Origin of the sequence: Streptomyces sp. NRRL S-37 (assembly GCF_000721605.1) — a bacterium.
In the GTDB taxonomy this organism is placed as follows: Bacteria; Actinomycetota; Actinomycetes; order Streptomycetales; family Streptomycetaceae; genus Streptomyces.
In genome coordinates this window covers 119,989-131,964 of sequence record NZ_JOIZ01000021.1, presented here as the reverse complement: position 1 = coordinate 131,964, position 11,976 = coordinate 119,989, and the positions used below count along the sequence as shown (strand labels likewise).

Annotated in this window: 13 protein-coding genes; 3 read left to right on the top strand and 10 right to left on the bottom strand. The window is 72.2% G+C overall.

Features of this window, described 5'->3' with window-relative positions; translation table 11 throughout:
* Nucleotides 1-131 precede the first annotated feature (131 nt).
* Together IH50_RS0129215 and IH50_RS0129210 are read right to left on the bottom strand one after the other, a co-directional pair.
* The gene (locus tag IH50_RS0129215; protein WP_030868741.1) at nt 132-482 is read right to left on the bottom strand and encodes a hypothetical protein; all 351 of its coding nucleotides are present in this window, start codon (nt 480-482) and stop codon (nt 132-134) included.
* A 425-nt stretch (nt 483-907) separates the two neighbouring features.
* Nucleotides 908-1,957: a peptidoglycan-binding protein gene (locus IH50_RS0129210; protein WP_037873080.1), complete on the bottom strand. Its 1,050-nt coding sequence runs from the start codon at nt 1,955-1,957 to the stop codon at nt 908-910.
* Between the two features lie 440 nt (nt 1,958-2,397).
* Between IH50_RS0129210 and IH50_RS0129205 the strand changes: the two genes are divergently transcribed.
* Nucleotides 2,398-2,823 (top strand): ester cyclase, encoded by a 426-nt coding sequence (locus IH50_RS0129205; protein WP_030868735.1) that lies wholly within the window; start codon nt 2,398-2,400, stop codon nt 2,821-2,823.
* 66 nt (nt 2,824-2,889) lie between these two features.
* Here IH50_RS0129205 and IH50_RS0129200 read toward each other — a convergent pair whose 3' ends face one another.
* The 5 genes from IH50_RS0129200 to IH50_RS0129180 all read right to left on the bottom strand — a co-directional run bounded on the left by IH50_RS0129200 (nt 2,890) and on the right by IH50_RS0129180 (nt 5,750).
* Nucleotides 2,890-3,435, bottom strand: a complete 546-nt coding sequence (locus IH50_RS0129200; protein ID WP_030868733.1) for a TetR/AcrR family transcriptional regulator — start codon at nt 3,433-3,435, stop codon at nt 2,890-2,892.
* 16 nt (nt 3,436-3,451) lie between these two features.
* A complete protein-coding gene (locus IH50_RS0129195) occupies nt 3,452-4,036 on the bottom strand; it encodes a sugar O-acetyltransferase (RefSeq protein WP_030868731.1) in 585 nt (194 codons plus the stop codon).
* Nucleotides 4,037-4,095: 59 nt separating this feature from the next.
* On the bottom strand, nt 4,096-4,470 hold the full coding sequence (locus tag IH50_RS0129190; RefSeq protein ID WP_030868727.1) for a VOC family protein: 375 nt from the start codon (nt 4,468-4,470) through the stop codon (nt 4,096-4,098).
* A gap of 194 nt (nt 4,471-4,664) precedes the next feature.
* Nucleotides 4,665-5,141 carry a DUF2267 domain-containing protein gene (locus IH50_RS0129185; RefSeq protein WP_030868724.1) on the bottom strand — a complete coding sequence of 159 codons (477 nt, stop codon included), beginning with the start codon at nt 5,139-5,141 and terminating at the stop codon, nt 4,665-4,667.
* A 180-nt stretch (nt 5,142-5,321) separates the two neighbouring features.
* The gene (locus IH50_RS0129180; protein WP_030868722.1) at nt 5,322-5,750 is read right to left on the bottom strand and encodes an Hsp20/alpha crystallin family protein; all 429 of its coding nucleotides are present in this window, start codon (nt 5,748-5,750) and stop codon (nt 5,322-5,324) included.
* A gap of 216 nt (nt 5,751-5,966) precedes the next feature.
* Here IH50_RS0129180 and IH50_RS0129175 point away from each other — a divergent pair, with 216 nt between their 5' ends.
* A complete protein-coding gene (locus IH50_RS0129175; RefSeq protein WP_030868719.1) occupies nt 5,967-6,275 on the top strand; it encodes a hypothetical protein in 309 nt (102 codons plus the stop codon).
* Between the two features lie 141 nt (nt 6,276-6,416).
* Here IH50_RS0129175 and IH50_RS0129170 read toward each other — a convergent pair whose 3' ends face one another.
* From IH50_RS0129170 to IH50_RS0129160, 3 genes are all read right to left on the bottom strand, one after another.
* Entirely contained in the window at nt 6,417-6,857 is a 441-nt protein-coding gene (locus tag IH50_RS0129170; protein WP_030868716.1) for a DUF5980 family protein, read from the bottom strand.
* A 212-nt stretch (nt 6,858-7,069) separates the two neighbouring features.
* Nucleotides 7,070-8,551 carry an MFS transporter gene (locus IH50_RS0129165; RefSeq protein ID WP_030868711.1) on the bottom strand — a complete coding sequence of 494 codons (1,482 nt, stop codon included), beginning with the start codon at nt 8,549-8,551 and terminating at the stop codon, nt 7,070-7,072.
* Nucleotides 8,552-8,966: 415 nt separating this feature from the next.
* Entirely contained in the window at nt 8,967-10,358 is a 1,392-nt protein-coding gene (locus tag IH50_RS0129160) for a DUF445 domain-containing protein (RefSeq protein WP_420709135.1), read from the bottom strand.
* Nucleotides 10,359-10,568: 210 nt separating this feature from the next.
* Here IH50_RS0129160 and IH50_RS0129155 point away from each other — a divergent pair, with 210 nt between their 5' ends.
* Entirely contained in the window at nt 10,569-11,942 is a 1,374-nt protein-coding gene (locus IH50_RS0129155) for an SGNH/GDSL hydrolase family protein (protein WP_030868705.1), read from the top strand.
* The last annotated feature ends 34 nt before the right edge of the window (nt 11,943-11,976 follow it).

The window sequence follows — 11,976 nt, the reverse complement described above, 5'->3', positions numbered from 1 at the left end:
GTTCTTTCCTCGCGGCCGGTTCCGCCGGTCGTGCGGGCACGGGGTGCGCGCCCGCCCGGGCTCCCCCGCCGGGCGGGCGCGCACCCCCGGACGCTCCGGGGCGGGCGTCACCGCCCGCCCCGGAGCGGGGTTCAGGCGATGGCCAGGCGCACCTGGGCCGAGTCCGTCCCGCCGAAGGTGAAGTCGAACTGCTCGCGGACACCGGAGCCGCATGCCTGCTTCGTGCGGTACTCGCCGTTGCCGCCGACGATGCGGACCAAGGCGCACTTGTTGTCCATGCGGATGTCCTCGAGCCAGCCGGACACCCGCACGCCGCCGCTCACGCAGCTCAGGGACCATGCGGCGACCGCGCCGTCGATCTTCGGGGACGCCGTGGACGGGCAGGTGGCGGCGCTCGCCGTGCCGGCGGTGCCGAAGGCGAGCCCACCGGCGAGGACGATCGTCGACAGCGCGGACATGACGGACTTGCGGACAGCGGACATGGAGGTACCCCTTCGGGTGGAGAGTGGTCAGGAAGCGCACCGGCGCCACGCCCCGGGCACGCCGTCCGCCGACGAGGGCGGATCGGGGTGGCCGGGGAGCGCCGGGCACAGCAACCAGACTGACCGTGGGAACGGGGTGCGGGAAGACATTCCGGGGGGTCTGCACAGGCGCATCCATGCAGGCTCCGTGCAGCCTGCGGGGAGGGGGCCTGACCTGTGGTTATGCCTGCCAGGAGGGCAAGTCGCGCATCATGCGGCACGGGAGGGCGGGCGGCATGCGGGCGGGCGGGCCGTACGGACTCCCACGTAGGCGGGCGGCCCGTCCGTACGGCCCCTCACACGGGCGGCCCGCCCCCGTACCGACGTCTCACACGGGCGGCCCGCCCCCGCGCGGACGCCTCACGCGGGCGGGCCGCCCGGTTCGCTCATGCCGGTGTGGACGGTGGCGGGCTCGTGGGGCTCTGGTAGGTGGGGGCGGCGGACGGCGGACGCTGGAACACCAGCAGGGCCAGCCAGGTGTCGACGTCCGCCCTGCCGCTCGGCCGCAGGCCGTGGTGGCTGTGGTGGCGCTGGAAGTACTTCAGGTCCTCGGCGGTCGCCGCGGTGAACTTCCCCGACACCTCCGTGCCGCCCTGGCCCGTGTTGTGCAGGAGTTCCTGGAGGGCCAGGACCGCGTGCCCGTCGGCTCCGCGCCCGAGGGGGATCACCAGTTCGGGCCAGGTGTCCTTGCCCACCTTGCCGTCGGACGACAGGTTGTTCCTGCGCTGGAAGTCCATGACGGCCTCCTGGGTCTCGTCCCCGAAGAACCCGTCCGTCCTCACCTCGTAGCCGTGCGCCCTCAGCAGGTGCTGCAGGGCGCGGCCGGGGGTGAACTGGTCCTCCTTCCGCTTCTTCAGCAGCGGCCACTCCAGCGGCGCGCCGCTCACCGGGACGGCGCCGGCCGCCACGCTGTCGGCCGCGGCCTCGGGGCGGGGGGCGTACTGGTCGCGCACGACCGCCCCGGCGATGAAGGCCAGTACCGTCACCGCGGCCACCAGGGCCGGCAGCACCCACCGGGAGCGTTCCGGCCGGCCCGGGGTGCCGCGCCCGTCCGTGCCGTCCGCGGCGTCGGCCACGGCACCGGCCGTGCCGGCGGGCTCCGGGACGTTGCCGACGGCCGCCGCCGCCTGGCCGCTGCTCTCCTCCAGCACCGCCCTGTACAGCTCCCGTGCCCGCTCCAGCTCCGCCGCCGGGGCGCGCAGGTGGGTGTGGAGCGCCTCCACCACCCTCGGTGGCGCGGTCGACGCGTGCTTGGGGTTGAGGTAGCGGGAGAGCGTCGTCTGGTCGATGCCCAGTTTCGAGGCCAGTGCCTGCTGTGTGGGCCGTGTGCCGCCGGGCGCGGTGCTCCCGGCCTCCTCCCACCAGCGTCGCAGCAGTCGCGCCAGCCGCTCCCCCGGCCGTCGCCCCTGGTCCTGGACCTCCGGCTCGTGCGCCATGTGTCTCTCCCCGTGGTCGTGCGGAACGGCCGGGCGTCCACGCCGCCTGCATCGCTGCATAACGGCAGGTCGATCGCGTGCATGGCGGTGAGTGCGGAGGCATCGGCCCACAGCGGCGCAGATCGTAGCGACGCCGGACGAGGGGATCCGGCGGCTCCGTCACGGGCCGTCCGGGGCTCCGCGCGGCCGTCGGACGTTCCGTGGCCCGCGACAGGGCTGCCCACGGCCCCTGCGGGGGGCCGTGCCGAACACCGGCGCGGAGCGTACACGTTCACCCGGACGTGTGCCGGTGCGGCAGCCGTCGCTCACCCACAGGGAGGACGGCCGGGCAGCGGCGGGGAGGACGATCCGGTGTCGTCCCGCGCGTCGTGTCACATGCGCGGCGGCCGTGTCGTCATATCGCTGAGGCAGTGTCCAGCAGAGAACAGGGGTGAGTCCGTATGCCGGAAGCGAGCAACGCGGCGGTGCTCGACCGTTTCCACTCCGCCGTGAACAGCGGCGATCCGGAGGTCATCGCGAAGGCCGTCGACGAACTCGTCGCGCCCGACCTGCTCTTCCACGCGCCGGTACCGATGGGCGTGACGGGTGCGGAAGCGCTGAAGCGGGTGTGGGAGGTGCTGCTGCGGGCGTTCCCCGACCTGCATGTCGCCGTCGAGGAGACGATCACGGAGGGGGACAAGGTCGTGTGCAGGAACACGGTGACCGGGACCCATCGAGGCGAGTACCGGGGGCTGCCGCCCACCGGGAAGTCCGTCGTCTACGGCGAGATCTTCATCTTCCGCTTCGCGGACGGGCGGATCACCGAGCTCCGGGGGGTCGTCGACGTCTTCACGCAACTGCGTCAGCTCGGCGCCCTCCCGTCCTGACGGGACCCGGGGGCCTGGGGACCCGGGGGCTCGTCCGTGGGGGCGGCCCCCGGGGCCGGAAGCCGGTTACGTGTCCGCGGTGATACGGGAGACCGCCTCGCGGGTCAGTGCGCGGTCGGGCGGGGTGTCGTCCAGGGCCTGGTGGAGGGGCAGGCCCTCGATGAGGGCGTCCAGTCGGCGGGCCGTGGCGGCGTCGAAGTGCTGTTCCAGGAGGGTGCGGCTGCGGCGCATCCAGCGGGCGCACAGGGCGCGGTACGGCTCGTGGCGGGCGGCCAGGGTGTAGAGCTCCTGGACGAGGATCAGGTCGCGGCGGGGGCCCTCGGAGAGGGTGTGGATCAGGTCGGTGACCGCTTCCCGGACCTGGTCGGGGGTGGTGGCGCCGGTGAGGTGGTGCTCGAAGAGGGTCACCACGTGGTCGGCGTAGCCGGTGAGGGCCTGGAGCAGCAGGTCGTCGATGCCGGTGAAGTGGTACGTCATCGAGCCCAGCGGCACCTGCGCGCGGGCGGCGATCTTGCGGTGGGAGACGCCCGCCACGCCCTCCTCGGCGATCAGGTCGAGCGCCGCCGCGAGGATGCGCTCGCGGCGGCGGGGGTCGGTGTGTCCGGTGGCCATGGCTCGCGGTCGGGGCTCAGACGGTGCGGACCGGGCGGGCCGGGTTGCCGACGGCCACGACGTTCGCGGGGATGTCCTTGGTGACCACCGCGCCGGCGCCGATGACGGAGTTGTCGCCGATGGTCACGCCGGGGCAGATGATCGCGCCGCCGCCGAGCCAGACGTTGTCGCCGATGATGATGGGCAGGGCCGCCTCCAGCTTGTCCCGGCGGGGCTGGGGCTCCACCGGGTGGGTGGGCGTCAGGAGCTGGACGTTCGGGCCGATCTGGCAGTCCTCGCCGATGGTGATCCGTGCGACGTCCAGGGCGGTCAGGTTGTAGTTGACGAAGGTACGGGCGCCGATGCTGATGTTGCTGCCGTAGTCGACGTACAGCGGGGGGCGTACCTCGACGTCCTCGCCCACCGAGGCGAGGAGCTCGGTCAGGATCGGCCTCGCCTCGGTGGGGTTCTCGGGGTAGGCGGCCTGGTAGCGGGCCGCGAGCCGCATCGCGCGCTGCTGGCGGCGGGCGATCTCCGGGTCGTCGGCGATGTACAGGTCGCCCGCGAGCATGCGCTCCAGATTCGTGCGCGGGTCGTTCGCGAAGTAGTCGTCCGTCGGCATGCGTACGATCGTACACTCCCGGGTGTACGAACGTACGCTCCGGCCGTCGGGCCCCCGGTTCAGTCCAGGTCGCCGCGCTCCACGCAGAACTCGTTTCCCTCGGGATCTGCCAGGGTGACCCAGCCTCCGCCGTCGGGGCGGGTGTGGTCGGCCAGTTGACGGGCGCCGAGTCCGATGGCGCGGGCGACCTCCTCCGCGCGGGTGCGGCCGGTCGGCCTGAGGTCGAAGTGGAGGCGGTTCTTGGCGGTCTTGCCCTCCGGTACGCGCACGAAGAGCAGACCGGGTCCGCCGGACGGGTCCGCGATCAGGGCCTCCGGGTCGCCGGGCTTGTCGTCGTCGGCGAGCGGGTTGCCCAGCATCGCGCTCCAGAACGTGGCGAGGTCGTAGGGGTCGCCGGTGCAGTCGAAGGTGATGTGGCGGATGGTGGGGTTCAACGGTCCTCCGGGGACGGTCGGTCGGTGTGATGTCCGGCCCACAGGGTGGCGGGTGGGGAGGGGCGGCGTCGAACCGTTTTGCGGGCGGTGGCGGGATCCGGACATGAGCCGGCCCCGGACACGGGTCCGGGGCCGGGTCACGTCGGGCGGTTTTCTGCTGTGCGGGGGTGTATGCAGGGGCCGTGGCCCGGCCGTCACGCCAGGGACAGCTCCGCGCGGCCGAAGAGCAGGGCGTAGCCCGGCGGCAGCTGGGCCAGGACGCGGGTGACCAGGGCGTCGCCGACCAGGTCGGGCAGGACGCTCAGGACCGAGCTGACGTCCCAGCGGGCGGTCGCCGGGGTCGCGCCCTCGATACGGGCGGCCACCGAGTCGACGAACTCCGCGGCGGTCATCTCTCGGGTCACCGGGATCTGCGAGGCGATCACTCTGGCCGCCTCCTCGGGCAGGGCGCGGGCCAGGTCGACGCGTTCGTCGCCGACGACGTGACCGCCGAGGGCGGAGAGGACGATCCGGGTGACGCTCTCCGCCTGCGCGCGTGTCGGGTACTGGCCCGACTCCTTCACCGCGTCGATCAGTCGATGCCAGCTGTCGTCCCGGGGCGCTGCGGCCGGGGCCGGGACGCCTCCGGCCGGCTTCGAGGTCGCGGGCTTCTGCGGTGTCAGCGTGGTCATCCGGTGCTTCTCTCCTTCTCCGGTTCTCCAGTGCCCCGGTCTCCGGTTCTCGCATGCCCCGGTTCTTGCCGGGCATGTGCCGTCCTGCGGGCCGGATGTGCGCGGGGGCGCGTCCCGCGGACCGTGCGGGTCCGCGGGACGCGTGGGGTGGGCGGGGTGCGCGGGCCCCGCGAGGGGGGGTCAGCCGCCGATCTGCTTGCGGCTGTCGCCGCCGGTGATCTGGATGCGGCGCGGCTTGGCCTGTTCGGCGACCGGGATGCGCAGGGTCAGGACACCGGACTCGTACGAGGCGTCGATGCGCTCCGTGTCCAGGGTGTCGCCGAGGAAGAGCTGGCGGGTGAAGGTGCCGGTGGGCCGCTCGGCGACCACGGTCTCCGCGCCCTCGGGAGCCGGGGAGCGGCGCTCGGCGCGCACGTTGAGGACGTTGCGCTCGACGTCGAGGTCGATCGTCTCGGGGTCGATGCCGGGGAGGTCGAAGTGGACGATGAAGTCGTCCCCCGCCCGGTAGGCGTCCATCGGCATCGCCGAGGGGCGGCCGGTGGCGGTGGCGCCGAAGACCTGCTGCGCGAGTCGGTCGAATTCGCGGAACGGGTCGGTACGCATGAGCATCACGGTCATCTCCTTCCGTGGGTTCATCGGTGCGATGCCCTTACGGTCTTGCCTTCTTATATAGCTCGGTGGAGGAAAGTTGACAAGCCTGGACTCAGGTTGTGTCACACGGGTGGCGGCGGACCTGGGCGCGGGGACCGCCTCCGGGAGCGCTAGCCTCGGAGTCCGGACGACCCCGGCCCGGCGGGCCGGGGGCAGTGGCAGGAGGCAGCAGGCATGACGAAGGTTCCCAGTTCCGTGGTGGCCGCGAGCGGACTCGTCGGCGGGTACGGCGTGGCCCGCTGGACCCGGAAGCGGCAGCTCGGCGGGGTCGTCCTCGCCGCCGCCGGGGCCGCCGCCGCGCAGCAGTGGCGGGAGCGGGCCGGGGGCCGGGCGGCGGGAGCGCTGTCGGTGGCGTACGTCGCCGCGTTCGCCGGGTCGCACCCGCTGGCGAAGAAGGTGGGCGCCTGGCCCGCCGTGTTCGGGGTGGCCGGCGCCGTGGCGCTCGCCTCGTGGGCGGTGGCGGACCGGCGGGGACGGGGCTGAGGGAGGGCGGCCGCGCGACGGTGTTCCGGCGACCGCGCCATGATGCCCGGGCCGGCCGGCCGACGGGCTGACCGGCCGACGGGCTGACCGGCCGACGGACCGGGTGCCCGGGCACCATGGCTCAGGATCGTTCCGCGGGGCCTACTGGCAGTACTCGTCCTGGTAGACGATCTTCAGCTGGTCGGTCTCGGTCCGCTCGCCGTCGGTGGCGTAGATCTCGGCGGTGTACTCACCGCCCGGCGCCAGCCCCAGGGAGAAGAAGACGTAGCCGTTGACGGGCAGGCTGCCGTCAGCGGGGTCACGTTCGTTCGTGCCCGGGGGGATGATCTGACGGCCCAGGTTGGCGGAGGACTTGCCCGGCAGGTTGCGGATGCCGGTCGTGATGGGTTTCGACCAGCTTCCGGACACCGGGGACAAGGCGTACGTCCATGAGAACCCACCACGGACACACAACTCCTGCCCCTCGGCCTCCAGCGTCCACGTCGAGGTCGAGGCGGACGCCGGGGACGCGCCGAGGAGAGAGAACGTCAGGGCCGAGGACAGACCGAGGAGTAATCCGGCCCCGCGACGGCTTGTTTTCATCGGTACCTCCATGATCGAGGGCATGGGGACGCACGAGGCGGTACGGCGTTCCCGCCGGCCCGGACCACCGGGCCGAGGGGGCCGGCCGCCGTCAGCGAGTGTCACCCGTGTGACGATCCTCGAACAAGGGGGTAGTTGCACTTTCAAAGACCAGTGGCCTGATGTCGCCGTCCGGTGTCCGACAAGGGTCCCGCCGCGGCCCCGCGGCCCGGTCAGCTTCCCGCCGCCCCCGCCTTCGCCCCGGCCGCCGACAGCGGGGCCGCGATGTCCTCCAGGGAGCGGCCTTCCGCCTTCACCGCGAGGAACACGGCGACCAGGCCCGCCGCGCACATCAGCCCTGCACCGATCTGGAAGGCCAGGACCGTGTCGCCGACCACGCCCGACTCCGTGAGCTTCGCGAACAGCAGGGGGCCGCTGATGCCGCCGGCGGCGGTGCCGAGGGCGTAGAAGAAGGCGATGGACATGGCCCGGGTCTCCATCGGGAAGACCTCGGAGACCGTCAGGTAGGCGCTGGACGCGCCGGCCGAGGCGAAGAACAGGACCGCGCACCAGCAGGCCGTCATCGTGGTGGCGCTGAGCGAGCCACGGTCGAACAGCCAGGCCGTCCCGAAAAGGAGCAGGCCCGAGAGCAGATACGTGCCGGAGATCATCACCCGGCGGCCGACCGTGTCGAAGAGCCTGCCGAGCAGCAGCGGACCCAGGAAGTTGCCGGCCGCGATGACGGCGAAGTAGTAGCCGGTACTGCCGGACGGGACGTCGAAGAACGTGGTCAGGATCGCGCCGAAGCCGAAGGTGATGGCGTTGTAGAGGAACGCCTGGCCGATGAAGAGGGAGAAGCCGAGGACGGAGCGCTTGCGGTACTTGGCGAAGACGGTGCGGGCGATCTCGGTGAACGTGACGTTCTCGCGCTGGTGGATCGTCAGCTCGTCCTCGACGTCGGACAGCGGCTCGTTCCGCTCGGCCTCGACCCGGCGCTCGATGTCACCGACGATGCGTTCCGCCTCCTCGTCACGGCCGTGGATCAGCAGCCAGCGCGGGCTCTCCGGGACGTGCCGGCGTACGAGGAGGATGACCAGGGAGAGGACGGCGCCGAGGGCGAAGGTCAGGCGCCAGCCGACGTTCGCCGGGAAGACGTCGGTGTTCAGGGCCAGGATCGACAGCAGGGAGCCGCCGACCGCGCCCAGCCAGAAGCTGCCGTTGATCAGCAGGTCGACGCGGCCCCGGTACTTCGCCGGGATCAGCTCGTCGACCGCGGAGTTGATGGCCGCGTACTCGCCGCCGATGCCGAAGCCGGTGAGGAAGCGGAAGAGGAAGAACCACCAGGTGTCGAAGGCGACCGCGGTGAGGGCGGTGGCAGCGAGGTAGACCGCGAGGGTGATCATGAAGAGTTTCTTGCGGCCCCAGATGTCGGTCAGCCGGCCCCAGAAGAGGGCGCCCGCGCAGGCGCCGGCGACGTAGAGGGCGGCGGCGATGCCGGTGACCTCGCCGGAGGTGATGGGCAGTCCGCTGCCCGGTTCGGACAGGCGGCTCGCGATGTTGCCGACGACCGTGACCTCCAGGCCGTCGAGGATCCACACGGTGCCGAGGCCGATGACGACGGTCCAGTGCCAGCGGGACCACGGGAGGCGGTCCAGACGGGCGGGGATGCGGGTGGTGATGGTGCGGTGTCCGGTCCCGGGGTGCGCGGTGGTCATGGGCTCCCTCCCTGACGAAGCGAAACTCCGTATGCCCTTGGGTGGGGGTTTCACGCTTGCCTTTCAGCGCCGGGGGTGCGGTGGGGCCCGGCGGGGCTTCGTGGGTGTTCGCGCAGTTCCCCGCGCCCCTTTGGGGGAGCGGCCCGTCGTGGGTTCCTGCGGGTGCGTTGGGGTTGATCGCGCAGTTCCCCGCGCCCCTGAGGGCGTTGCTGTCGCCGTTGGTCGGGAAGGCGAGGGGGAGGGGGAAGCCACGGTGGGGGCGCTTCCCAGGGGCGCGGGGAACTGCGCGACCGGCCACGACGCACCCGCGGAAACTCTCAGCAGGCCACCCCCAGGGGCGCGGGGAACTGCGCGAACAACTACGCCGCGCCCGCGGACACTCTCGGCGGGCCACCCCGAGAGGTGCGGGCAACCGCTACGCCCCCAGGACCCGTGACACCGTGTAGATCAGCAGGCCGGCGAGGGAGCCGACCACCGTGCCGTTGATGCGGATGAACTGGAGGTCACGGCCGATGTTGGCCTCGATCTTCTTCGTGGTGTGCTCGGCGTCCCAGCTCGCCACCGTGTCCGTGATCAGGGACGTGATCTCCTTGCGGTAGGTGGTGACCACGTACACCGCCGCGCTCTCCAGCCAGCCGTCGACCTTGCCCCGCACCTTGGGCTCGAGCGACATCCGGGCACCGAGCGAGAGCAGCGAGGCACGCACGCGCAGGCGCAGTTCGCTGCGCTCGTCCTCCGCCGCCGAGACGATCATGGACCGTACGGCCGTCCACACGGAGGCGATCAGGTCCTGCACCTCGCCCCGGCCGAGGATCTCGCTCTTGAGGCGTTCGACGCGGACACGGGTGTCGGTGTCGGACTGGAGGTCGGAGGCGAAGTCGGTGAGGAAGCGGTCCAGGGCACCCCGCGCCGGGTGGGTGGGCATGTCGCGCATCTCGGTGACGAAGCGCAGCAGCTCCTTGTAGACGCGCTCGCCGACCTTGCGGTCGACGAATCTGGGGGTCCAGCCGGGCGCGCCCCCGTGGACGGCGTCCATCACGGTGTCGCCGTGCAGCACCAGCCAGTCGTGCGCGCGGCTGACGATGACGTCCACGGCCCGTTTGTGGCCGCCGTCGGCGACGATCCGCTCCAGCAGCTTGCCCGTGCCGGGCGCGATCTCCTGGGCGTTGGCGCGGCGGGTGATGGCCTCGCCGACCACCGCCTGGACGTCGGAGTCGCGCAGCACGGTCAGCGCACCGCGCAGGGCCGCCGACAGTTCGGCGGTGACCCGGTCGGCGTGCTCCGGGACGGAAAGCCAGGCGCCGAGCCGGCTGCCGATGCCGACGGCGCGCAGCCGCTGCCGTACGACGTCCTCGGAGAGGAAGTTCTCCCCGACGAAATCGCCGAGGGAGACGCCGAGCTGGTCCTTCTTGGTGGGGATGATCGCGGTGTGCGGGATGCGCAGGCCGAGAGGGTGACGGAAGAGGGCGGTGACGGCGAACCAGTCGGCGAGCGCGCCGACCATGCCGGCCTCGGCCGCGGCGGCGACATAGCCCGCCCAGGGGCCGGCGCCCTGGTGGGAGGCCCACTTGGCGAGGACGTAGACGACGGCGACGAACAGCAGCAGGCCGGTGGCGGTGAGCTTCATCCGGCGCACCCCGCGCCGCTTCTCCTCGTCCGCTGGGCTGAACGTGTTCATCGCGCGGTTGGTGAAGGCTCCGGTGCGGGCATGCCGGCCTTCGGCGCTCCGGCCGGCGCTTTCCGCCGTCACCGCCGCTTTCGCCGCTTCCGCTTCCTCTGTCGTGCCGGTCCGTTCCATCCGCTCCACCCGTCCGGTGATCTCTCACACATTGTCCCTTCCTGACCGACTCCTGGAACGCGACAGGAGTTCCCGGCGTCTGTTCGGAGGGGGTTTGTCCAGGGGGATCACCTAGGGGTTCCGCAGCGGTCCCTCGTGTGAGTCTTCCCCGCCCGTGGATCATCATGGGTTCATCAGATCGGAGCCTCCCGCTCCCGTCGTCCGAGGAGAACAGACAGCATGACCCGGGGTCGTGACGGGGGCCCGCAGGCGCCTCCCGCCAAGCAGCGTGCCCTGCTCGCCGCGGTCGTCGCCGCGGTCCTGGCGGTCTCCGCCGCCATCTACGCCGGTGCCGGCGTCGGAGACGGCGACGGTACACGGGAGCGCGGCACCGTCGCCGGTGGCCATGGTGCGCGGAACGGCCCGGCCGCGCCCGCCTCCACCGGCACCTGGGCCGGCTCCTGGGCCACCTCCCCGGTCGGGGGCGAACCCGGCACCGAGACGACGGGCCTCGCGGGCCGCTCGGTGCGCAACGTCGTCCACACCGGCGCCGGCGGTACGAGCGCCCGCGTCACGCTGTCCAACCTGTACGGCCAGTCACCGCTGACCCTCACGCACGCCTCGATCGCCGTGTCCGCGGACCCGGACACGGCGGCGGCGCTCGCGGAGACCATGCGGCCGCTGACCTTCACCGGGAGCCCGACGGTCGTCATCCCGGCGGGCGGGCAGGTGGTCAGCGACGTCGTGCGCATCGCCGTCCCGCACGACGGGGACGTCCTGATCACGACGTACTCCCCCACCCCCTCCGGTCCGGTCACCTATCACCGGCACGCGCGCCAGATCTCGTACGTCGCCGACGGCGAGCACACCCGGGACACGACCGGGGCCGCGTACACCGGACAGAGCACGTTCTGGCGGTACGTGACCGCGCTGGACGTGCTGAGCGACGAGGCGGACGGGACGGTCGTCGTCCTCGGTGACTCGCTGACGGACGGCGTCACCTCGACGACCGGGGCGAACAGCCGGTGGCCGGACGTGCTGTCCGACCGGCTGCGGTCGGCCGTCGCCGACGGGCGGGACGTGCCGCGGTACAGCGTCGTCAACGAGGGGATCAGCGGGAACCGGGTGCTCACGGACGGGCTGGGGCGGCCCGCGGAGAATCCCAGTGGGCTGAACCGGTTCGAGCGGGACGTGCTGGGGCGGACGAACGTCAAGGTCGTCGTCGTGGTGCTCGGGATCAACGACATCCTGCGTCATCCGGGGGCGGGTGATCCGGACGCGATCGTCGCGGGGCTGGAGGAGCTGGTCGCGCGGGGGCACGCGCGGGGGGTGAAGGTCGTGGGGGCGACGCTCATGCCGTTCCGTGGGCATCGGGGGTACACCGGCGCGCGGGAGGACGTGCGGCGGGTGATCAACGCGGAGATCCGGGCGGGGCGGGTGTTCGACGCGGTCGTCGACTTCGACGAGGCGGTTCGGGATTCGTACGATCCGCGACGGTTCCGTTCGGAGTACGACTCCGGGGATCATCTTCATCCGAGTGACCGGGGGTATGCCCGGATGGCGGAGGTCTTTGATCTGGATGATCTGAAGGGTGGGGCTCCGGCGCGGTTGTAGGTCGCAGGGGGCGAGGGTTGGGTTTTTCGCCCCC

Coding starts and splice junctions, on each gene's coding strand:
- IH50_RS0129205 (WP_030868735.1), top strand. CDS start 2,398: ATGCCGGAAGCGAGCAACGCGGCGGTGCTCGACCGTTTCCACTCCGCC.
- IH50_RS0129170 (WP_030868716.1), bottom strand. CDS start 6,857: ATGAAAACAAGCCGTCGCGGGGCCGGATTACTCCTCGGTCTGTCCTCG.
- IH50_RS0129175 (WP_030868719.1), top strand. CDS start 5,967: ATGACGAAGGTTCCCAGTTCCGTGGTGGCCGCGAGCGGACTCGTCGGC.
- IH50_RS0129195 (WP_030868731.1), bottom strand. CDS start 4,036: ATGCCGACGGACGACTACTTCGCGAACGACCCGCGCACGAATCTGGAG.
- IH50_RS0129180 (WP_030868722.1), bottom strand. CDS start 5,750: ATGCTCATGCGTACCGACCCGTTCCGCGAATTCGACCGACTCGCGCAG.
- IH50_RS0129200 (WP_030868733.1), bottom strand. CDS start 3,435: ATGGCCACCGGACACACCGACCCCCGCCGCCGCGAGCGCATCCTCGCG.
- IH50_RS0129185 (WP_030868724.1), bottom strand. CDS start 5,141: ATGACCACGCTGACACCGCAGAAGCCCGCGACCTCGAAGCCGGCCGGA.
- IH50_RS0129155 (WP_030868705.1), top strand. CDS start 10,569: ATGACCCGGGGTCGTGACGGGGGCCCGCAGGCGCCTCCCGCCAAGCAG.
- IH50_RS0129215 (WP_030868741.1), bottom strand. CDS start 482: ATGTCCGCTGTCCGCAAGTCCGTCATGTCCGCGCTGTCGACGATCGTC.
- IH50_RS0129165 (WP_030868711.1), bottom strand. CDS start 8,551: ATGACCACCGCGCACCCCGGGACCGGACACCGCACCATCACCACCCGC.
- IH50_RS0129210 (WP_037873080.1), bottom strand. CDS start 1,957: ATGGCGCACGAGCCGGAGGTCCAGGACCAGGGGCGACGGCCGGGGGAG.